Source organism: Xenorhabdus sp. BG5, from assembly GCF_015163665.1.
Lineage (GTDB): Bacteria > Pseudomonadota > Gammaproteobacteria > Enterobacterales > Enterobacteriaceae > Xenorhabdus.
The window spans coordinates 83049-104702 of the sequence record NZ_JADEUG010000010.1; the positions used below are offsets into that span (position 1 = coordinate 83049).

19 protein-coding genes are annotated in these 21654 nt (G+C 43.9%); 5 read left to right on the forward strand and 14 right to left on the reverse strand.

Annotated elements, in window-relative coordinates; translation table 11 throughout:
- Positions 1-57 precede the first annotated feature (57 nt).
- The gene (locus tag IQ209_RS07485) at positions 58-1368 is read left to right on the forward strand and encodes an inosine/guanosine kinase (RefSeq protein WP_193850497.1); all 1311 of its coding nucleotides are present in this window, start codon (positions 58-60) and stop codon (positions 1366-1368) included.
- A 79-nt stretch (positions 1369-1447) separates the two neighbouring features.
- On the opposite strand, the gene ybaL is transcribed toward IQ209_RS07485, so the two are convergent.
- Complete coding sequence (gene ybaL, locus IQ209_RS07490) at positions 1448-3160, reverse strand: YbaL family putative K(+) efflux transporter (protein WP_193850440.1); 1713 nt, start codon at positions 3158-3160, stop codon at positions 1448-1450.
- A 233-nt stretch (positions 3161-3393) separates the two neighbouring features.
- Positions 3394-4611, reverse strand: coding sequence for an MFS transporter (locus tag IQ209_RS07495; protein WP_193850442.1), 1218 nt, complete (start codon positions 4609-4611; stop codon positions 3394-3396).
- Between the two features lie 241 nt (positions 4612-4852).
- On the opposite strand from IQ209_RS07495, the gene ushA reads away from it, so the two are divergent.
- On the forward strand, positions 4853-6520 hold the full coding sequence (gene ushA, locus IQ209_RS07500) for a bifunctional UDP-sugar hydrolase/5'-nucleotidase UshA (RefSeq protein ID WP_193850444.1): 1668 nt from the start codon (positions 4853-4855) through the stop codon (positions 6518-6520).
- 120 nt (positions 6521-6640) lie between these two features.
- On the opposite strand, the gene IQ209_RS18265 is transcribed toward ushA, so the two are convergent.
- The 5 genes from IQ209_RS18265 to copA form a co-directional block, all read right to left on the reverse strand.
- Positions 6641-6964: an acetyltransferase gene (locus IQ209_RS18265; protein ID WP_228005765.1), complete on the reverse strand. Its 324-nt coding sequence runs from the start codon at positions 6962-6964 to the stop codon at positions 6641-6643.
- A 200-nt stretch (positions 6965-7164) separates the two neighbouring features.
- Complete coding sequence (locus IQ209_RS07510) at positions 7165-7332, reverse strand: hypothetical protein (RefSeq protein ID WP_193850446.1); 168 nt, start codon at positions 7330-7332, stop codon at positions 7165-7167.
- A 161-nt stretch (positions 7333-7493) separates the two neighbouring features.
- The gene (gene ybaK / locus IQ209_RS07515) at positions 7494-7970 is read right to left on the reverse strand and encodes a Cys-tRNA(Pro)/Cys-tRNA(Cys) deacylase YbaK (protein WP_193850448.1); all 477 of its coding nucleotides are present in this window, start codon (positions 7968-7970) and stop codon (positions 7494-7496) included.
- Positions 7971-8045: 75 nt separating this feature from the next.
- Positions 8046-8858: a TraB/GumN family protein gene (locus IQ209_RS07520; protein ID WP_193850450.1), complete on the reverse strand. Its 813-nt coding sequence runs from the start codon at positions 8856-8858 to the stop codon at positions 8046-8048.
- A gap of 129 nt (positions 8859-8987) precedes the next feature.
- Positions 8988-11735, reverse strand: a complete 2748-nt coding sequence (gene copA / locus IQ209_RS07525; protein WP_193850453.1) for a copper-exporting P-type ATPase CopA — start codon at positions 11733-11735, stop codon at positions 8988-8990.
- A 79-nt stretch (positions 11736-11814) separates the two neighbouring features.
- On the opposite strand from copA, the gene cueR reads away from it, so the two are divergent.
- Positions 11815-12219 carry a Cu(I)-responsive transcriptional regulator gene (gene cueR, locus IQ209_RS07530; RefSeq protein ID WP_193850455.1) on the forward strand — a complete coding sequence of 135 codons (405 nt, stop codon included), beginning with the start codon at positions 11815-11817 and terminating at the stop codon, positions 12217-12219.
- On the opposite strand, the gene IQ209_RS07535 is transcribed toward cueR, so the two are convergent.
- The 5 genes from IQ209_RS07535 to tesA form a co-directional block, all read right to left on the reverse strand.
- Positions 12210-12671, reverse strand: coding sequence for an NfeD family protein (locus IQ209_RS07535; RefSeq protein WP_193850457.1), 462 nt, complete (start codon positions 12669-12671; stop codon positions 12210-12212). The genes cueR and IQ209_RS07535 overlap by 10 nt on opposite strands.
- A gap of 19 nt (positions 12672-12690) precedes the next feature.
- Positions 12691-13623, reverse strand: coding sequence for an SPFH domain-containing protein (locus IQ209_RS07540; protein ID WP_193850459.1), 933 nt, complete (start codon positions 13621-13623; stop codon positions 12691-12693).
- A gap of 48 nt (positions 13624-13671) precedes the next feature.
- A complete protein-coding gene (locus tag IQ209_RS07545; RefSeq protein WP_193850461.1) occupies positions 13672-14550 on the reverse strand; it encodes a co-chaperone YbbN in 879 nt (292 codons plus the stop codon).
- A gap of 71 nt (positions 14551-14621) precedes the next feature.
- The gene (locus IQ209_RS07550) at positions 14622-15401 is read right to left on the reverse strand and encodes an SDR family oxidoreductase (protein ID WP_193850463.1); all 780 of its coding nucleotides are present in this window, start codon (positions 15399-15401) and stop codon (positions 14622-14624) included.
- 67 nt (positions 15402-15468) lie between these two features.
- Entirely contained in the window at positions 15469-16101 is a 633-nt protein-coding gene (gene tesA, locus IQ209_RS07555; RefSeq protein WP_193850465.1) for a multifunctional acyl-CoA thioesterase I/protease I/lysophospholipase L1, read from the reverse strand.
- Between tesA and ybbA the strand changes: the two genes are divergently transcribed.
- Together ybbA and ybbP are read left to right on the forward strand one after the other, a co-directional pair.
- Positions 16072-16758, forward strand: a complete 687-nt coding sequence (ybbA, locus tag IQ209_RS07560) for a putative ABC transporter ATP-binding protein YbbA (RefSeq protein ID WP_193850467.1) — start codon at positions 16072-16074, stop codon at positions 16756-16758. The two genes, tesA and ybbA, sit on opposite strands and share 30 nt — an antisense overlap.
- Positions 16755-19187, forward strand: coding sequence for a putative ABC transporter permease subunit YbbP (ybbP, locus tag IQ209_RS07565; protein ID WP_193850469.1), 2433 nt, complete (start codon positions 16755-16757; stop codon positions 19185-19187). The genes ybbA and ybbP overlap by 4 nt, the downstream gene beginning before the upstream one ends.
- Positions 19188-19255: 68 nt before the next feature.
- On the opposite strand, the gene IQ209_RS07570 is transcribed toward ybbP, so the two are convergent.
- Positions 19256-20311 (reverse strand): LLM class flavin-dependent oxidoreductase, encoded by a 1056-nt coding sequence (locus tag IQ209_RS07570; protein ID WP_193850472.1) that lies wholly within the window; start codon positions 20309-20311, stop codon positions 19256-19258.
- A gap of 42 nt (positions 20312-20353) precedes the next feature.
- Positions 20354-21631 carry a CynX/NimT family MFS transporter gene (locus IQ209_RS07575; protein WP_193850474.1) on the reverse strand — a complete coding sequence of 426 codons (1278 nt, stop codon included), beginning with the start codon at positions 21629-21631 and terminating at the stop codon, positions 20354-20356.
- Between the last annotated feature and the right edge of the window lie 23 nt (positions 21632-21654).

Here is a 21654-nt window from a genome sequence, read left to right on the forward strand (position 1 = left end):
GACACACTGTATTATGCTAACATGCCGCATATTTTAGCTCTACCGCAACAATTAATTATGAAATTCCCTGGTAAACGTAAATCTAAACACTATTTTCCTGTCAGTTTAAGAGATCCTCTGCTCCAACCCATCAAAGAGATGATGGATACCGAAAATAATCAAGCCTACATTGTTGGCATTGACCAGACACTGGTTGATATTGAAGCCAAAGTTGATGAGGATTTTATCCAGCGTTATAACCTAAGCCAGGGACACTCATTAGTTATTGAAGATGATGTAGCCGAGGCTCTCTACAAGGAACTGACAGACAAGAATCTTATCAGTCATGAATTTGCGGGTGGCACTATCGGCAATACTTTGCATAACTATTCTGTGCTGGCTGACGATAAATCTGTTCTGCTTGGTGCGATGTGTAATAACATCCAGATAGGAAGTTATGCGTATTGTTATCTTTGTAATACATCCAGCCGTATGGATCTAAATCACCTTCAAGGGGTGGATGGCCCAATTGGTCGCTGTTTTACCTTAGTGACGGAAAATGGTGAAAGAACATTTGCTATCAGTCCTGGGTTAATGAATCAGCTTCGTCCAGAAAGTATTCCTGAACACATTATTGCGGAAGCGTCAGCTTTGGTGATCACTGCTTATTTGGTGCGTTGTAAACCGGGTGAGCCAATGCCGGAAGCAACAATGAAAGCCATTGAATATGCGAAGAAGCATAACGTACCTGTTGTATTGACGTTAGGAACAAAATACGTCATTACGGATGCTCCACAATGGTGGCGCGATTTTCTGGCTGAAAATGTTTCTGTTGTTGCAATGAATGAAGATGAAGCTTGTGAATTGACAGGTTTCAGTGATCCTTTATTAGCGGCTGACATGGCGCTAAATTGGGTGGATTTGGTGTTATGTACCGCTGGGCCAGCTGGGTTATATATGGCGGGTTATACTGAGGAAGAACACAAGCGCCAAACATTGCATCCTTTGCTACCTGGTGCGATTGCAGAATTTAACCGTTATGAATTCAGCCGGGCGATGCGTAAAGTGGATTGCCAAAACCCAATGCGGGTTTATTCCCATATTGAACCTTATATGGGAGGGCCTGAAAAAATCATGAATACTAATGGTGCTGGGGATGGCGCGTTATCTGCATTGCTGCATGATATCACTGCCAACAGCTATCATCGCATGAACGTACCTAACTCCAGCAAACATACGCGTTCTTATTTAACCTATTCTTCTTTGGCTCAGGTATGTAAGTACGCTAATAGAGTGAGTTATCAGGTATTAAGTCAGCATTCTCCGCGTCTAACCCGAGGGTTGCCAGAGAAAGAAGATAGTTTGGAAGAGTCTTACTGGGAACGTTGATTCTGCTAGCCTAAGATATTATCTTAACTGTTTTTATGGGAATATCCCCACATGATGGGGACATTCCTTGGCTCGTAAGTTATGTTGGAGATGAAGTCGCTGGTGAGTGTAATGATGGTGGCTCTATTGGGCAACCCTCTTCATATTCAGGTAATGCATCAGCCATTGCCCGTGCTATTTCATGTTCACCAATGATAATGTGATTAGTGCCACGCTCTGTAATGTAAGTGACTTCATCATCATAATGGGCTCGAACAATGATGTTGATATCTGGCCTGATTTCTCTGGCATTCGCAACAATCTCACCCGCTTCATAACCGTTAGGGATTGTCAGGAATAAAATACAAGCGCAATCAAGCCTTGCCAGGGCCATGATTTCTTTATTGACGGCATTACCTATTACGGCACTGATACCTATTTCACCTAATTCTTCAAATCGAGCACGTGTATCTTCAATGACCACAACTGGAAAATTTTTTTCTTGTAAACGCTGACAAAGCTGATCCCCCACTCGTCCATAACCCACCACAATAGCATGACCACAAATATTAACAGGGATCTGGGTTTCTTCTTCCAGTGTTTCTTCGAGTAATTGTTCTTCAATGGTTTCTGTTTTTTCCAAATAGCGATCCAGTAAGCTGAATAGAACAGGATTCAACATGATTGAAATGATGGCGCCAGCCAGTACAAGGTTACGGGCTTCTCCATCCAGAAATCCCAGCGTGACACCCAGCCCAGCGAGAATAAAGGCAAATTCCCCAATTTGGGCGAGACTGGCTGAAATGGTTAGGGCAGTACGTCGTGAGTGCCCAAACATCCTAACTAGTAGCAAAGCAGCTAATGACTTGCCAATGATAATAATGGCAAGGGTTCCTATAATCGCCAGAGGCTGTTGGAGTAAGACCATAGGGTCAAACAGCATGCCAACCGAAACAAAGAAAAGAACCGCGAAAGCATCTCTTAACGGTAAAGTATCTTGCGCTGCCCGATGACTCAATTCTGACTCATTCAGTACCATACCAGCGAAGAAGGCACCAAGGGCAAATGAAGCATCAAATAGTGTCACCGCCCCATAAGCAACCCCTAAGGCAATGGCAAGTACCGCCAGCGTGAACAGTTCACGGGAACCTGTCCCAGCGGTTTTCGCCAGTAACCAAGGAATGACACGTCGTCCGACGAAAATCATCAACAAAATAAAGGCAACAACTTTTCCAACTGTGATAGATATCTTTAACAACAATTGACCAATATTTGCGTTTTGACTGTCCATAATTCCTGCTGCCGCAGGAAGTAATACTAACGTCAGTACCATAGCCAGATCTTCAACAATTAACCAACCAATGGCAATTTGTCCTCTCTGACTATCAACGAGCTGTCGTTCTTCTAATGCCCTAAGCAATACGACTGTGCTGGCGGTGGACAGACAAAGGCCAAATACAATGCCGTTCAGTAGCCCCCAACCGAGCAGCATTGATAATCCGGCACCTAATAAGGTTGCAACGGCAATTTGGGCGATAGCACCAGGAATGGCAATTGATTTGACGGCTAACAAATCTTTAAGTGAAAAATGTAGACCGACACCAAACATCAGTAAGATCACGCCAATTTCTGAAAGTTCTGGAGCTAAAGATGTATCGGCAACAAAACCAGGAGTGAAAGGACCCGCTAGTACACCTGCTACAAGGTATCCTACCAGAGGTGAAATTTTCAGGCGCTGTGCAAGCATGCCAAGCAGATAGGCAAGAACAAAGCCGCCAACAATGGTCGTGATAAGAGGTGTCGAGTGCTCCATCAAGGCTCCTTCTGGGTAGCGAGTATATAAATTGTGTAGTTAGGTGAGGTAATAATCTATTTTATAAATAGTTAAAGATTACAAAAAAATATATTGAGTGGTAAAAACGAGAGTGATCTGCATAAATATTATTTTAATGTAATTTTATGTAGATCTTGCCATTATTTACGCTAGTTTACAAAGAAAAATAGCCTGATAATTATGGTGCTTATCCAGGGTTTTTCTTGTCTTTTTCAAGCGTTCTTTTCTATATTTGGCAAAAACAGCGTAAAAATACCAAGAAGTGGCAGAAACGCACAGATTTTGTAAACCAATTCTATACTGGTTTTATCTGCGACATAGCCAAGTACGGCAGCCCCAATGCCACCCATACCAAAGGCCAGTCCAAAGAACAAACCTGCAATCATGCCCGTTTTACCGGGAATGAGCTCTTGGGCATAGACTAAAATAGCAGAGAACGCAGAGGCCAATATTATACCAATAATAACCGTTAGTATGCTTGTCCAGAATAAGGAGGCATAAGGTAACAGCAGGGTAAAAGGTGCAACGCCAAGAATTGAACCCCAAATGACATATTTCCGACCTATCTTATCTCCAATCGGCCCGCCAATCAGAGTACCTGCCGCTACGGCGAATAAAAAGATAAATAGGTGGATCTGGGCGTTTTGCACGGATAAGCCAAATTTCTGTATCAGGTAAAAAGTATAGTAGCTACTGATGCTGGTTAGGTAAAAGTACTTGGAAAAAACCAGTAACAGAAGAATGGCAAAAGAATTTATGACGGTTTTTCTAGGAAACCTTGGCAAAGAAATGGTTCGAGAAGACAGGGGAGTTATGACCCGATGCTGCATCTTATACCATTGGCTGACTTGCAAGAGGATCACGATAGCCAACAGGGCTGTCAGAGAAAACCAACCAATGTTTTCCTTACCGTAAGGTGCAATGAAAATAGCAGCTAACAGCGGACCCAATGAACTTCCTAAATTTCCCCCTACTTGAAATAAAGATTGGGCCAGCCCATGACGTCCACCTGAAGCCATGCGTGCGACTCGTGACGATTCGGGATGAAAAACGGATGACCCCGTACCGACTAATGCGGCAGCCATTAATATAATTGAAAAACTTTCGGCATAAGCTAATAGAAGCAAACCAGATAGGGTAAATCCCATACCGACAGGCAGTGAATAGGGTTGCGGATATTTATCAGTATACAAACCGATAAGGGGTTGCAATAGCGATGCAGTTACCTGATAGGTTAGAGTTATCATTCCAACCTGAATAAAACTGAGAGTAAATTCAGATTGCAGCAGTGGATAAATAGCCAGAATCAACGATTGAATCATATCATTCAGCATATGGGATAAACTGATGGCGCCGAGAATTGAAAAAACGGTGCGATGTTTTTTTGTTGGTGAAGTTGGAAACAAGGCTGTTTTACTTTTTTCACTCATATCTATTCGCTTACCAATGTCATTATCAATAAAGTTTATAGGGAGAAATTTTTAGGTTTGTTGAATTTCTGTTTAATTTTTACACCATAATACATCTTAGATAATTAACAAAATTTTTATTTATACCTATATAATTTGGCTGCAATATCAAAAAGGTGAAATCTTTTAAGCCGCGGTTTGAAAGGGATGAACCTCTACCATCATATAACTAATAAGATTTTGAAATACATGGAGATACCCCATGAAACTATCGTTTAAAGCGTCAATTTGCGCCCTTGCAATTTCGCTGTCACTGGCACCGTTAATTGCAAACGCCTGGGAAAAAGATAAAACCTATGACATTACCATCTTGCATACTAACGACCATCATGGCCATTTCTGGCATAACGATTATGGTGAATATGGTTTGGCGGCTCAAAAAACGGTGGTAGATTCCATTCGTCAGGAGGTTGCCAAGAAAGGAGGTAGCGTATTGCTATTGTCAGGTGGTGACATTAACACCGGTGTACCAGAATCAGATATGCAAGATGCTGAACCAGATTTTAAGGGCATGAATCTGGTGGGATACGATGCAATGGCATTGGGGAACCATGAATTTGATAAGCCCTTAAATGTCTTGTTCCAGCAACAAAAATGGGCAAACTTCCCATTTCTCTCTGCCAATATTTACCAAACCAGTACAGGCAAGTGCTTGTTTAAGCCATATGTTATTTTTGATAAGCAAGGCGTGAAAATAGCGGTTCTTGGCCTGACAACCGATGACACCGCGAAAATCGGTAATCCGGCTAATTTTCCGGATGTTGAATTCCGTGTTCCTGCTGAAGAAGCCAAAAAAGTTATTGGAGAGCTGAAAAAGAATGAAAAACCGGACGTGATTATTGCGGCAACCCACATGGGACACTATGACGATGGTCATCATGGCACGAATGCGCCGGGAGATGTTGAAATGGCGCGTAGCTTGCCTGCGGGTTATTTGAATATGATTGTGGGGGGACACTCACAAGATCCGGTGTGTATGTCTGCGGAGAATAAAAACTATAAACAAGTGGATTATGTTCCGGGTACACCTTGTTCTCCTGATCGCCAAAATGGCACATGGATTGTTCAGGCTCACGAATGGGGGAAATATGTAGGTCGGGCTGATTTTCAATTCCGTAATGGTGAATTCAAGTTGGTTCATTATCAATTGATCCCGATTAACTTAAAGAAAAAAGTAACAAAAGAAGATGGCAGTACGGAACGTGTTTACTATACCCATGAAATTAAGCAAAATCTTGACATGCTTAAGCTGCTGACACCTTATGAAGACAAGGGCAGCCAGATACTTAATGTGAAAATAGGCTCAGTAGATAACAAATTAGAAGGTGATCGCAGTAAGGTACGTTTCGTGCAAACGAATATGGCACACCTTGTATTGGCCGCTCAGATGGAACGGACAAACGCTGATTTTGCAGTGATGAGCGGTGGTGGAATTCGTGACTCTATTGAAGCAGGGGATATTACTTACAAGGATGTCATGAAAGTTCATCCATTTGCTAACCAACTGGTTTATGTGGACTTCAAAGGTAGCGAAGTTTTGACCTATTTGACGGCTGTTGCAAATATGGAAAAGGATTCTGGCGCTTATGGTCAATTCTATAATGTGAGCTTCGTGAAAGAGGGTAAGAATATCAGTGAGGTAAAAATTGGTAGTAAGCCATTAGATCCAAATAAAATTTACCGCATGGCGACGTTGAACTTTAACGCGATTGGTGGAGACGGTTATCCACGGATTGATAATTTGCCTGGTTATGTTGACACAGGGTTTGTCGATGCTGAGGTATTGAAAGGATATATTGAAAAACACTCTCCATTGAAATCTTCTGATTATGAACCGAAAGGTGAAATTCATATAAATAATAACAATTGAGCAATAGATTGCTGTTAGTTTTTTGCATAAAAAGACCATCTGTTCTTGCAGATGGTCTTTTGCTTATTAGCAATAAGGCGTGTTATGCATAAATAAGAACGGTTGAAACTGAATAATAATTTAATGATTAAATAGCATGGTAATTAATGAATTGCTTTCTCCTTTGGTTGGTAGTTTTTCAAGTCCATGTTTCATATATAATGCTATGAGTTGAGGAGTGTTTTCACATTCTAATGCAATAACCCTTCCTCCAATTAATGTTTTTGAAATATTAATGATATTCTTTGCATAAAGGAAAATATCTTTAAATTTTATTGGGTTTTCATTTAATGAAAAATTTTTAGCTACTTGACCAATCAAGTAAACTTTTATTGTATTAGCATTTTTGCTGATACCATTAAATTTTTTTATTTTAGTTTTTGAGATGGCAAAATTATTTACCAATAACTCCTTAAAAGTTAATGAGAAATAAGCAAGGATAAAACCATGGTCATCTAAAATAAGATAAGTTCTGGTTACATCGGCTTTTTCAAATCTAATTGATTTTACATGTAAAAAAGATTCTACATCGCGGTTTTTGGGGCAGGAAAATGAGAGTAAATATTCTTTTGTCCTGTCATTACCAAAATCTGATAGTATCTTTCTTAGAGTGAGAATTTTCGTTTTAATATCTCTATTGCCTCTTTCTGCTGTGCTTCAAAATCTATTTTTTCAAAATCATCTTTTGGTTGTCTTCTATTAGCCTTTCTAAGCATTTTAATTGCTTTTGGATCAGTGATAACAATGGGGCGGAAAAATGATGAAGTTGCCATTTTATTCCTCTTTTATTTAAATAAACCAAGTTAATTGAAATAGTAATTAGTGATTTTTGCGCTGTGGGGAAAGTATATCGGCATTATTGTTTATCACAAGGCCCTGTTTTAAAGAAAACAGAGCCAGCTCGAAAAAATTCAGCGAGAATTGCAATTGATTTTCAAATTTTAGCAATATCAGCAAATGAACAATGAAGTAATTGGCATAAATCTATGGGGGACAATTCAATATCTAAACCACGTTTACCACCCGAAATAAATAGCGTTTGCAAGGCTTGCGCCTGACTGTCAATCACGGTAGGTAGACGCTTTTTCTGTCCCAACGGGCTAATTCCACCTACTAAATAACCCGTTACCTTTTGTGCCAGTTGAGGATCGGCCATATCTGCTTTCTTGGCCTTGAAAACTTTAGCCACTTTTTTCAAATCGAGTTGCCCAGAGACAGGCGTAACGGCGACAGCAAGATGTTTAGGATCACCATTCAATGAAACCAACAATGTCTTAAAAACCTGATTGGCATCTAAACCGAGTTTTTTCACCACTTCATCACCAAAATTATGTTCATTGACATCGTGGTCATAAGGATGAAGTTTGAAATTAATTTTTTGTTTTTCCAGCAAGACAACAGCGGGAGTCATATTTTTTCCTATAAAGATCAATTTATCACTGCTTATCCGTAATGGTTGACTTTCAGAATGAAGCAGATGAAGTTGCTATGTTTGCGGTTTTGCCAGCATCTGGCGTAAGTTGTTCTCACCGTGAAGGTGCAAAGCGCCTACTGTAACCAAATATTTTCCTGCTGGTAAGCTATGTAACTGTTCACTCCATTGACGGTTGCGTTCAGCCATTAAGGTTTGATAAATCTCTTCGCAGAATGTCATGGGTATTACCTGATTTTGTTTCTCCGGTTTGTAATTCATCCACCAGCTAATCATGGTCTGTAAAGCACGGGCATTAGTATGCCAATGGGTGATGGTATCTTCCAATAGTGAGATCCCACCGTTTGGCAGGTTGGTGAGAAGGCTAACTTGTGCATCAGTGCCTTCTAACTCGATAATGGGTTTATTGAGTGCTTGTGCACTGTTCAGTAATTGGCAATCGATACCATATTGGGGTTGTAACCCCAAATATTGGGCTTGGGCGGCTTGTAATATCAATGCGACTTGCCATGATGGCAATGGATCCAGCAACGTGACAGGATGTTGAATTTCTCGGCAATAGTGTTGCAGACAGGCAAAATGTTCGGGAGATAAACGTTGTGATAGTTCGATTTGTTCAGGAAATGTTTCCTTGAAAGGGGAATTGGCCTGCGTGATATCTGCCTCGACAATCAGAGCATCCGCTTGTTCTAGCTGTTCCAACAATACTTCAGAAAGTGGGCACATGTTCTTAGTACCCATATGAATGCTGCCAACAATATGTAACTGTTTGTTGTTATTTAAATCGATGTCAAAAGCAGGATAAGGGTAATGTCGTTGGGAATTGAGTCCCAATATTTTACTGAAATATGACATTAATTTTCCCATATTACATCCTCCAATAGCTGGCATTGGGCGGTATGCTAACCTGTTAATCGCCAACAAGAAAGAGGGAAAAGTGCGGGATAAAAAGCTAAACGAAATAGGTTTAGCTTTTCATGGCAAAAATAAATCAGGTCAGGACTTAGGCTTGAAGCGCAATAAGCGATTGGCGTTACTGACAACAGTAATAGAAGACAATGCCATGGCCGCACCTGCAACGACAGGGTTTAATAAAGTGCCCGTAAACGGGTATAAAATGCCAGCTGCAATTGGAATGCCTAACGTATTATAGACAAATGCACCCAATAGGTTTTGTTTCATATTACGCAATGTACCGCGGGATAATGCAACTGCATCAGCAACCCCGTGCAGGCTATGGCGCATCAGGGTAATTGTTGCGGTTTCTATGGCGATATCACTACCGCTTCCCATTGCGATGCCGACATCCGCTTGTGCCAATGCAGGGGCGTCATTTATGCCATCGCCGACCATCGCCACTTTCCTGCCTTCTGATTGCAGTGACTGAATGGCTGCGGCTTTGCCATCAGGTAAAACACCGGCAATCACCTGGTCAATACCCGCTTCTTGAGCGATAGCATTCGCTGTGGTGGGATTATCTCCTGTTAACATAACCAAACGATAGCCTTGGTGATGTAAGCGTTGCAGGGCAGAAACGGTATCCTGGCGCAAGGGATCACGGATAGAAAACAGGGCTGCGATTTTCCCATCGGCTGACAGAATAACGGGGGTAATGCCTTTTTCGGCCTGTGCCGCAATAAATGGCTTTAATTCTGCTGTTTCAATTTGATGTTGCTCAAGTAATTTTTGGTTACCCAATAACAGAGTAATATCGCCGATTTCTCCTTTAACACCCAATCCCGCCAAGGTACGGAATGTTTGTACTTCGGGTAAGTTTTGTCCCTCAACCTTCAGTAAAATAGCTTTTGCCAAAGGGTGATTAGAACCATTTTCCAGGGCACCAGCCCATAGCAATACTTGCTCTTCGGTGAAACCATTAAAGGTGTGGATCTCTGTGACTTGTGGCATACCTTCAGTTAAGGTGCCGGTTTTGTCAAAGACAATCGTATCCAGTTGGCTGGCATGTTGCAGGGCATCAGCATCACGCACCAATACACCTAATTCGGCTGCCCGTCCTACCCCTGAGATGATGGACATCGGGGTTGCCAGCCCAAGCGCACAAGGACAGGCGATAATCAAGACAGTTGTCATGATAACCAGTGCGTACATGATTTGTGGAGCTGGGCCGATAAAATACCAAATCGCGCCAGCAATCAGGGCGATAGCAACAACAACAGGTACGAATATTGAAGATATTTTATCGGCCAATTGACCGATTTCAGGTTTGCTGCTTTGTGCCTGACGAACTAATTTGATAATGCGTGCCAGGGTTGTTTGGCTGCCAACGGCATTGGCTTTAAACAGTACCGTGCCATCTTGAACTACAGTGCCAGCATGGACGGTATCGCCAGTGGTTTTCTGCTGAGGAATAGGTTCGCCTGTCAGCATGGCTTCATCCAGCCAAACTGTACCTTGAGTAATTTCACCATCAACCGGAACACGATCTCCTGTTGTCAGGCGCAGTACCATATTGGGCATCACATCGGCCAGTGGCACTGTTTTTTCACCTTCAGAGGTAACTACCCGTGCGGTTGGTGGGGTGAGATCCAATAATCGCTCAAGGGCCTTGGAAGAGCGTTGGCGGGCACGTTGTTCCAAGGCATGGCCGAGATTGACCAAACCAATAATCATGGCACTGGCTTCATAATAAAGATGACGGGCTTGGGGCGGGAAAATTTCTGGCCACAAATTGACGCTTATTGAATAGAGCCATGCTACGCCAGTACCCAGAGCTACGAGGGTATCCATTGTCGCACTGCCATTTTTTAGACTTTGCCACGCATTACGATAAAAATGCCCGCCTGCAAATATCATTACAACCAGCGTCACCAAACCAATAGTTAGCCAAATGGCGTGGTTTGCTGGTGTGAGTATCATATTGTCGCCTATCATACCCCACACCATGACCGGCACCCCAACCACTAACGCAAGGGCCGATTGCCAGCGAAAGCGGCGCATATTGGCCTGTGCTACTTGTTGCTGACGCTCACGGCGTTCTGTTTCATCCTGAATGATTTCCGCGCCATAACCGGCCTTGATGACGGCTTCCACTAAGGCATTTGGTGAGGCGTGACCTGTGACCAATGCGCTTCTTTCCGCGAGATTGACTCTGGCATGTTCCACGCCATCAACGGATTGCAGGGCTTTTTGTACCTTGCTGACACAGCTTGCACAGCTCATGCCATCCAGCAGGAGCTGAATATTGTCATTATCACTCGCATCACTTTTGTTGTTGTGCTCAACAGAAACTATTTCTACCGGAGTCGAAGATGTTGCCGCTGCCACAGACTCCGGAGTCTTTGGAACATGTATTGCCAGCGGCTCAGTTTTTGGGCAATCGGTTTCCGTTGCTAATTCAGCGTGATATCCGGCTTGTTCGACTGCATGAATTAAAGCATTGTTCTCTGCTTTACCATAGATTTTTGCGGTTTGGGTATCAACTTCTGTGGCGATAACACCTGCTACCGCTTCCAATGCCTTTTGTGTTTTATTTGCACATTTCATGCAGCTTAAACCTGACAGGCGCAATACAACATCGGGTTGGGTGGCAACAGTGGCTTGATAATCTTCGGCAACAATGGCCGCAATCAGTTCATCAGGTGAAGCATTGCTGATAACTTTGGCATAATTGAGATTCACATCCGTCAGCTCAACGCCGGGTATTCTTTCCAGCGCTTTTTTAACCCTGCCGACACAATGCATACAAGTCAGGCCTTGAAGTGCGAGAATGGTGGTTGTGGACATAACAATATCTCCTGATACAGAGTGATATACTTATCATTAAGGCTAAACCTTCCTGCAAGGGGAAGGTCAAGGGGAAATAATGAATATCAGTGAAATTGCCCGTAAGACCGGTTTAACCAGCAAAGCGATTCGGTTTTATGAAGAAAAAGATCTCATTACTGCGCCGGAGCGGGGAGATAATGGCTATCGTTATTACCAGCAAAAGCACATTGATGAATTGATGCTTTTGCGTCAGGCGAAAGAGGTCGGATTTACGTTGGAGGAGTGTCGCGAATTGCTGCGATTATTTCACAATCCTTACCGTCACAGTGCCGATGTAAAAATGGCGACCCTGCAAAAAGTGGCGGAAATAGAAAAAACGATGTTGGAATTACAAAAGATAAAGGAAAAATTACTGGTATTGGTGGCTGAATGTCCGGGAGATGATGGGGCTGATTGTCCCATCATTGAGCATTTATCTGGCTGCTGTAAGCATCACGGTTGATGGGGAACTGGTCTCACCTTTAATGTGATTCCGTCAACAGCGATGACTTCAATTTCGGTATTGGCTGGAAGTTCTCGGTCACAATGAACGCGCCAACTGCCATCGGCCAGTTTGACTCGCCCAAAACCGTTTTCGGTATCCGTGATTAAACGGGTACGCATTCCAATTAACTGGTGGTTTTTCTGATTGAGCGTTTTATCACTAGCCTGGCGTGGGCGATGGCGTAGCCAGCTACGCCATGCAATAACAGAAAGCAAGGTCAAGATAGCAAACAGAGTACCTTGCAATTCCCAGCCTATAGTAGGGAAAATCCATGTGATCAGGGCAACAACGACGGCTGCGGTTCCTGTCCACAACAGATATCCTCCCGTTCCCAGCAATTCTGCAATCAGAAGCAGGCCACCAAAACAGAGCCAGAACCAGGCTGGCTGAGCGGCGATCTGTTCAATCATAACAATTTATCCTGTGTGGCTATTTATTAGTCTGTTTGCCCTTCTTGCTTTCGGAAATTAATTCAGCAATACCACCAATGGCTCCCATTAAGTTGCTGGCTTCCAGTGGCATCATAATCACTTTGCTGTTATTTGAGGCTCCAATGTTGGTGAGGGCATCAGTATACTTTTGGGCAACAAAATAGTTAATTGCCTGCATATCACCATTCGCAATAGCGTCAGAAACCATTTTGGTTGCACGCGCTTCTGCTTCGGCGGCACGTTCACGGGCTTCCGCCTGAAGGAAGGCTGACTGGCGCTCACCTTCTGCTTTCAGAATTTGTGACTGTTTTTCCCCTTCTGCTTTCAAAATGGCGGCCTGACGAATACCTTCCGCTTCAAGAATATCTGCGCGTTTGGTACGCTCGGCTTTCATTTGAGCGTTCATCGCGGAGATCAACTCTTTCGGTGGACGCACATCGCGGATCTCAATACGCGTGATTTTGACACCCCACGGGTTAGTCGCTTCATCGACGATTGCCAGTAATCGGCTGTTGATGGAATCGCGTTGGGACAGCATTTCATCCAGTTCCATTGAACCTAACACAGTACGGAAGTTGGTCATGGTCAGATTAATGATGGACAGTTCCAGATTGCTGACTTCATAGGCAGCACGTACGGGATCGACAACCTGAATAAAGCAGACGGCATCAATGGTGACATTGGCATTATCTCGAGAAATGATTTCCTGCGATGGGATATCCAGAACCTGTTCCATCATATTGATTTTACGACCGATACGATCAACAAAAGGCATGATAATGTGCAAGCCTGGTGTTAATGTACGGGTATAACGTCCAAAGCGCTCAACAGTCCATTGATAACCTTGTGGAACGGTTTTGACACAGGTAAAGACGATAGCAACCGCAATAACGATTAAAATCGGTACAGCACCAAAAGAGAGTAAATCCATAACAATTCCCTTACTTAGCTAATTATGGAATATATAAATTTTCTTTACTTAATAGAGTAAAGAGTATACATGACGACGGTATTTAGATGCCAGAGCATCTCCATTGCCCAGTGCAGAGAGAATATCCATCATCGTCTTTTTCACTGTCCCCTCGGCAGCAGAAAGATCCCTTTTCAGAAAACTAAATAGCAATTCCAGGGCTTCTTCATTACGGCCAACTTCGTGTAATTTGGCAGCCAGTTGTACGGCTAATTCTGCATTTTCTGATTGAGTTGCCAACGCTTGTTGCAGTTGTCGAATCTCAGGTGAATCCGCCGCCTCTTGCTGGGACTTAAGGTATTCAAGTAACTCATTATAGTGTTCATCTTGTGCTTCTGATGGAACGGTATCCAGTATTTTTTGGGCCTCTTCAAGGTGATTGAGTGAAAGGTTCACCTGGGCTAGCAATAGGGTAATCTCTGTATCTTGCGGATTTTCTTGATGGATTTTTTTCAGTAAAAGCAGTGCCTCTTGCTCTCTACCTTCTACAAGTAGCTCGTTGACTTGCTCTAATGGTGATTTTTCCATTTGGGGGAGGAGAGTGGTAAAAATCTTTCTGATGGCTTCATCTGTCTGGATGCCCTCAAAACCCTGAACAGGGCGAGCCTCTTTGACGAACAGTACGGTAGGCAAGCTACGCACACCAAATTGTGCAGCGATATGGAAAAGTGGGTCACAATTGACTTTAGCCAAGGTAAATTGCCCTGCATATTCATAGGCTATTTTATCAAGCGTGGTTTCTAATTCATGGCAATGTAGGTCCTGTGGAGACCAGAAGTAGAATACGACAAGCTGGGTGAGAGAGTGCTGTACAGCCTGAGCAATGTTCGATTCATCAATATTAATGATATGGGCAGTATTGTTGTTTGTATTAACGGTTGGTTCCATGGGATTGTTCTCTGAGTCGTTGTAAGGTGATTACATGAATAAATAAGACTTGTTTGTCCGTTTTTCAATGTTTATTTACTTTGCCAGCGCAAGATCCTATCGAGCCAGCGTTCAGGAAGTAGACGGCGCATCATTTTTACTGCATGAGTCAATAACGTAACCGAATAGCGTAATTTCGGGTTAGGGCTTTCCAGTGCATGAATGAGTTTAGAAACGACATCTTCAGGCATCAATGTGAAACGACGAGCAAGGTCTGGATTCTCAACTGGATGATCCTGCTGTGTTTGATTGACATTCTTCGTAAAACGGGTATGGATTGGACCAGGTTCTATCAGGCTGACTTTAATGTCTGTTTTTGCCAATTCTCCACGTAAGGCATCCGACCAAGCTTCAAGGGCATATTTACTGGCAGCATACGCCCCACGGCCTGGCGTCGAGATCAATCCCATCACCGAACTGGTTTGGACAATCCGCCCTGCGCCATAAGCGCGTATAGCGGACAGTAGCAGGCACGTCAGTTGGTGGGTGCCAAAGAAATTGGTGGAAAACTGTTTTTCCATCTGTTCGCGGGAGATACTTTCCAATGGACCGTAGACACCAAATCCCCCGTTATTGAATAGCCCGAACAAACGACCGTTGGTTAATTCGATGACTTTCCTGGCGGCGTTCTCTACGCTTTCTTTATCATCCAAATCCAATTTGATGGGTTCGAACCCCAACTCACGCATATGAACCAAATCAGAGGATTTGCGGCAGGCTGCGAGTACGCGATAACCACGTTGGTGGAGGGTTTTGGCCGCGACTAACCCGATACCGCTCGAACACCCAGTAATAAGAATGGCTTTTTGCATAACTTTACCTGTTTACCTGCATCAATTTATGGAAATAAATGATTTACTATTAAGAAATATTTTTTACTTAAGGGGAGTTGATGTATGCCGACAATGTGTTGGACATCCAATCAGCAATAAAGGGTTGTGCAGCTTGATTGGGGTGCAGCCCGTCATCTTGCATCCATTCTGGTTTAATAGCAACGTGCTCCATGAAAAATGGCAGCAGAGAAATTTGGTTACGTTTAGCAAGTACAGGATAAATTTTGGCAAAGGATTCGGTATATCGCTTTCCATAATTAGGTGAAATTTGGATTTGCATTAACAGCGGTTGTGCATCGGCTTGTTTAATCAAAGTAATGCTCTGTTGCAAATCTTGTTCTATGTTTTGAATGGGAAAACCACGCAGTCCATCATTAGCACCAAGCTCGATCAAAACCCATTTTGGATTGTGCTGTTTCAATAACTCAGGCAAACGTTCAAGCCCTTGCGCTACAGTATTGCCACTAATACTGCCGTTAACAATGACTGTTTTTTTGCCGGCTTGTTGCCACTGTTTTGCCATCAGGGCAGGCCATGACTGCTCAACGGGCAAACGATATCCGGCACTGAGGCTATCGCCTAATATAAGCAGGGTATCTGCCGCCGCTGCTCTGGCACTGCATAGCACCAACATTAAAAGGAAAAATACATGGCTGTAGAAAGTATTCTTGAAGTTCATCATCTCATTAAACATGTCGGTCAAGGGGAACAGGTAATTAATATATTGCAAGGTATTGAGTTGGTTGTCGAGCCAGCACAGACAATTGCATTAATTGGTGAATCAGGATCAGGTAAGTCAACACTTCTGGGCATTATTGCCGGATTGGATGATGGCAGTGGAGGAGAAGTTCATCTATTGGGGCAAAATATCAGTCGCATGAATGAAGAGCAGCGCGCGCAGTTAAGGGCAGAAAATGTCGGTTTTGTTTTTCAGTCGTTTATGTTGATCCCCACCCTGAATGCATTGGAGAATGTCCAGCTTCCGGCACTATTGTGTGGTGAATCGGAAACCCAAAGCCGTGAACAAGCCATTGAACTACTTGAACAGCTAGGGTTAGGAAAACGCCTGAAACACATGCCGGCTCAGCTTTCGGGGGGAGAACAACAGCGGGTGGCTTTGGCGCGGGCATTCTGTACTCGTCCTAAAATTCTGTTTGCTGATGAACCAACAGGTAACCTTGATCGCCAAACAGGAGATCGCATCGCTGATTTGCTGTTTTCCCTTAATCATGATTACGCCACCACCTTGATTTTAGTCACGCATGATAACCAATTGGCGGCGCGTTGCCAGCGTCGTTTACGTCTGGTAGATGGCAAATTGCGGGAGGAAGCATGATCTGGCGCTGGTTTTGGCGTGAATGGCGTACACCCTCTCTCCTGATTGTTTGGTTATCCCTGACCTTAGCGGTGGCCTGTGTACTGGCATTAGGGCGTATTAGTGATCGTATTGATCAAAGTGTGCATTATCAAAGCCGTGATTTTCTGGCGGGTGATTTGGTCTTAAGGGCTTCATATCCCGTTGATGAAACCTGGTTGCAAAAGGCACAAGAACAGGGGTTGACATTAAGTCGCCAGATCTCATTTTCGACCATGACATATGCAGGAGATATTCCGCAACTGGCTCAGGTGAAAGCGGCAGATGCGCGTTATCCGCTGTATGGCGAACTGGAAACCAATCCGCATGGGTTAAAGCCGGAAAAAGGTTTTGTGTTGGTGGCACCACGATTGTTGACATTATTAGGTATCAAGGTTGGGGATAATATTGACGTGGGGGATACCACGTTGAAGATCCGTGGGGAATTGTTGCAAGAGCCTGACAGCGGTTTCAATCCTTTCCAGATTTCTCCCCGAATTTTAATCAATATTGATGATGCTCAGGCAACCGGGGCGATCCAACCCGGCAGCCGCTTGACTTACCGTTATATGTTTGCGGGTTCTCCTGCCGCCATCCAATCATTCCAACAATTCGTTGAGCCACAACTAAAAGCCGATCAACGCTGGCTGACCTTGAAACAGGATAATGGTGTCATGGCACAATCTATTGAGCGTGCCCAGCAATTTTTACTGCTGTCAGCTTTGTTGACATTACTCCTGGCCGTAGCGGCAATGGCCGTTTCTATGGCACATTACTGCCGTAGCCGACATAACCTGATAGCTATCCTGAAAACATTAGGAGCAGGGCGCTGGGCCTTGCGTCAATGGATCATTGGACAATGGCTGGTGATATTACTGGCCGCCATAGTGGCAGGCTCCATTCTGGGTTTGGCTTTTGAATCTGCATTGATTCGAATTTTGGCAGGCATGTTACCTAAGATGTTACCGGCTGCGGGAATGTGGCCGTGGTTATGGGCGATAGCTGCCCTGTTTGGGATTGCCGTGTTGGTGGGTATTCGCCCTTATCGTCAACTCATGGCTACCCAGCCTTCACGGGTATTGAGAAGTGATGTAACGGCATCCATCTGGCCATTACGTTATTATTTACCTGCGGTGGCCTTCATCATAACGGGAGGATTGGTGTTGCTGGCAGGCACTAAGCCGTTGTTATGGTCGCTGTTAGCGGGAGTGCCGATTGTTGCGTTGTTTTTGGCATTATTGGGATGGGGGGGATTATGGTTACTGCGTCGTGTGACGTTCCGTCAATTAAGCCTGCGTCTGGCGGTGAATCGGTTACTGTGTCGGCCATTTCAGACCATGACCCAATTGGCGGCATTTTCCCTGTCATTCATGTTGTTGGCTTTGCTGATTATGGCAAGGGGCGATTTATTGAACCAGTGGCAGCAACAATTACCGCCGGACAGCCCTAATTATTTCCTGCTTAACATGACCCAACCACAATCTGTTCAAATTAATGACTTATTGGCTAAATACCAGGTAGAGCCAACGGATTTTTACCCCGTAGTGCTGGCGCGTCTGACCGAAGTGAACGGACAATCTGCGCTGGAATGGGCGGATGAAAAACATCCTAATAGTACTATTGTGCGTCGTGAGCTGAACTTAACATGGAAAGCAGAACTGCCACCGTTTAATACCTTGATTGCGGGAACATGGCCGCCAAAAACGAACGAAGTTTCCATGGAGCAAAGTGTTGCTGAACGGTTGCAAATTAACCTAGGGGATAAGCTCACATTCACCGGAGATACACGAACGTTTCATACTACGGTAAGCAGCATTCGTAAAGTGGATTGGGAGAGCATAAATCCGAATTTCATTTTTATTTTCGCCAAAGAGACATTGGAAAATCAGCCCAGAATGTGGTTAACCAGTTTTCGTTATGAAGGAGATGGAAAACTATTAACGGAAATTAACCGCCATTTCCCGACCGTTAGTCTGCTGGATATTGGTTCGATACTCAAACAAGCACAAGGTATTTTGCAGCAAGTTAGCAAGGCTTTGGAAATTATGGTTGTTTTGGTGATGATTTGTGGTGGATTGTTATTATTGGCACAAATTCAGGTCGGTATGAGCCAGCGGCAACTTGAATTGGTGGTATATCGCACATTAGGAGCGAGTAAAAAACTTTTGCGTCGTACATTATGGAGTGAATTTGCCCTGCTTGGTTTTATGGCTGGTTTAGCCGCGGCATTTGGTGCAGAAATTGCACTTTGGTTGTTACAGACTCAGGTCTTTGATTTTCCGTGGCAGTCACAATGGCAGATGTGGTTTCTGCTCCCCATCATCAGTAGCTTACTGCTTTCACTATGCGGTGGCTGGTTAGGCGTCAGGTTATTACGGAGGCAAGGGCAATATCGGCGCTTGCCTGAATAATTCCCACCTCTTTGATAAACCTCGTTTAAATCAACGAGGTTTATCAGCGATCATTTGACCAGATATTATCAGGCAAATTCTTCTCTTAACCTGGGCAGGATCCGATCGCCAAAAATCTTTAACCCTTTTATGTAATCGGGGAAAATCAACATAACGCCATCCAACTCACAAGTATGCATTAAATCTGTTAATTGTTTGTAGCAGGTATCTGGCGTACCGATGGCAGTATGAGTCATAAAGGTGTTTTGGGAACGTTCTACCATCGCATTGCTTTTTCCATTCGTATCGACGCCAAAACTATGCATCATATTTTTGACGGCTTCCACATCCAAACCCTGACGATAGAACTGAGCGAGGGTTTCAGCATAGGCATCTGTTTCAGCGCAAATAACGGTACACATGCAGAATGTTTTCGTTGTTGTGTTGTATTCAGCAGCAATACGCTTTGCGGTTAAACTGATATTGCGAGTTTCAGCCTCATCCTTGCCACCGATAAAACAGACATCAGTATGACGCACACTAAAATGTAGTCCTTGTTCAGACTGGCCGGCACAAACGAGATAAGGTCGGGGAAGGGAAAGGGGTTTAGGTTCAGAAACGCACTGTTTTAAATGAAAATAAGTACCTTCATGATTGACTTGTTTTTCACGCCAAAGTCGTTTAATCACTTGGGTCCACTCTTCCGCCATGGCATAGCGCTGATCATGATCCAGACTGTCATCCCATTCACCCATTTGTTCAAATTCATCGCGGAATGAACCGGAAACAATATTCAGCCCCGCACGTCCTTGGCTAATATGATCCAGCGTAGCGATCATTTTGGCCGTAACCGCCGGATTATGCAGACCGGCATGAACCGTGGCGATCAGCTTTGCACGGTGAGTCACTTCGGCAATGCCCGCCATCATGGTGATGGATTCAAGCGAACAACCCCAATGATCTGTTTCACCACCAAACCCACGCCATTTTCCCATGGACATAATGAAATCAAGGCCAATCTGATCGGCCAAAATAGCCGCTTCTCGATTTTGCTTATAAGACGCATCCAGGGGCGGCGTGTTTTTGGAGATGATCCATCCACCTTTAGCGATAGGCAGAAATACGCCGAACTCTTTCTTTGACATCACTATTTCCTTGTTTGTACGCTATTTCAGTTCATTTTTACCTTATTCAATAAATTGGGTGTTTTCAACCGCGTGTTTTCTCATTTTATGAGCAGGTGGTTTCATCATTAATGTTACGACAAGAACAACAAATACGGGAATAGCAATAATCAGGAATGCAGAGGTAAAACTGCCTGAATAATCTTTGATGGCACCCGCGAAAAAAGGCGCCAGACAAGCCAGGGTGGATATCAGGTTCATGATAGAAAACAGTTCCAGATAAGGCTTGCGGCCAAAATAGTTAGCCAGCAATACACTGGATGCAAGGAAGGTCATGCCGTATCCCATTCCGATACACAGCGTGAACGCAATCAAGAACGGCCATGACGAGGCGATACTCAGTGCAATCAAACCAAAGATAATAATGGACAGGCTGATAATCAGTAACTTTTTCGGTTCTACCCACTCTCCAACGGCACCACCGGCTAAGCGGGAAAAGGCATTGATAAAAGCCATCGTGCTCAGTAACCCTACGGCGATAGCTTCGCTGAAACCATTTTCGATAATATGAGCAACAGCAAAACTGTTGACGGTAATGCCACACCATAAAAATGCGGTATAAGTTGCAGCAATCACATAGAACTGCCACGTTCGCAGTGCTTGATGTGCAGTCCAACGTTGCTTGGTGCGATAAATACTGGGCGTATCCTGATTGTTATGTTTCTGGTTTACGGCCTTGGCGTGGGCGACTTCCCGTTTACCTTCCTGAAGAATAATAATCGTCAGGATAACGAAAATAGAGAGGAGAATGGCGGAAATCATCCAATGCATGCGCCATGTGCCCCAAACACGGGTTGCCAGAAAGTAGATCCACGGGCCAATTACCCCACCTAGTCCACCGATTGTGAAGTAGAAACCAAACGCAAGGGATTGTTTCTCATAGAGCCGGGAAATCACATAAGTGCCCGGCACTGTCGCCAGAAAAGTAAAACCGATACCAATTAAAGCCGTACCGATAAAATAGGATGAAATAGCATATGTGTGATAAAGGTTGTAGAAACCCGCCAGAAAAATCAACAGGCCGATAAACAGGGTAAAACGAACGCCAATTTTACGAATAAATACCGTTGGCAGAAAACTGGATAGCCCGCAAGTCAGGCCAAGCAGTGAGAATCCTAATCCTGCATTTGTCCAACTCCAGCCCAGTTCATTAATCATACTTGGCAGGACAACGCCCAATGACGTAAAGGTTGTTGCTGTGGATAAAAAATAGACCATGCCTAAAAGTATCAGCAAAAACCACTGATAAGTACGTCCGAATTTTTCGTGTTGAATGGACATTGTGACTCCATCAAGGATATAAA